The 260-nt window shown below is 53.8% G+C and carries 1 protein-coding gene; it reads left to right on the plus strand.

Annotated features, from left to right (window positions below):
* Nucleotides 1-260: zona pellucida domain-containing protein (locus IEY34_RS38280; RefSeq protein WP_189021118.1), on the plus strand; the 260-nt coding region annotated here is incomplete at both ends.

Genomic DNA, 260 nt, shown 5'->3' on the forward strand with positions numbered 1-260 from the left:
GAAGCTCTGGTTGTGGAGGTCAATGCTATTCGTGCACCTCCACCAGTCGCTGCTCTTGGACCCCTCAGAGTGGAGCTTAGACTGGCTAATGGCCAATGTGTCACCAAAGGCTGTGCTGAAGGGGACGAGGCGTACACATCCTACTATAATGAAGCTGACTACCCAGTCACCAAAGTCCTCCGGGAGCCTGTGTATGTTGATGTGCACATTCTGGAGAGGACTGACCCCAACATTGTCCTGATGCTGGGTAACTGCTGGGC

Origin of the sequence: Paenibacillus marchantiophytorum (assembly GCF_014640555.1) — a bacterium.
GTDB lineage: Bacteria > Bacillota > Bacilli > Paenibacillales > NBRC-103111 > Paenibacillus_E > Paenibacillus_E marchantiophytorum.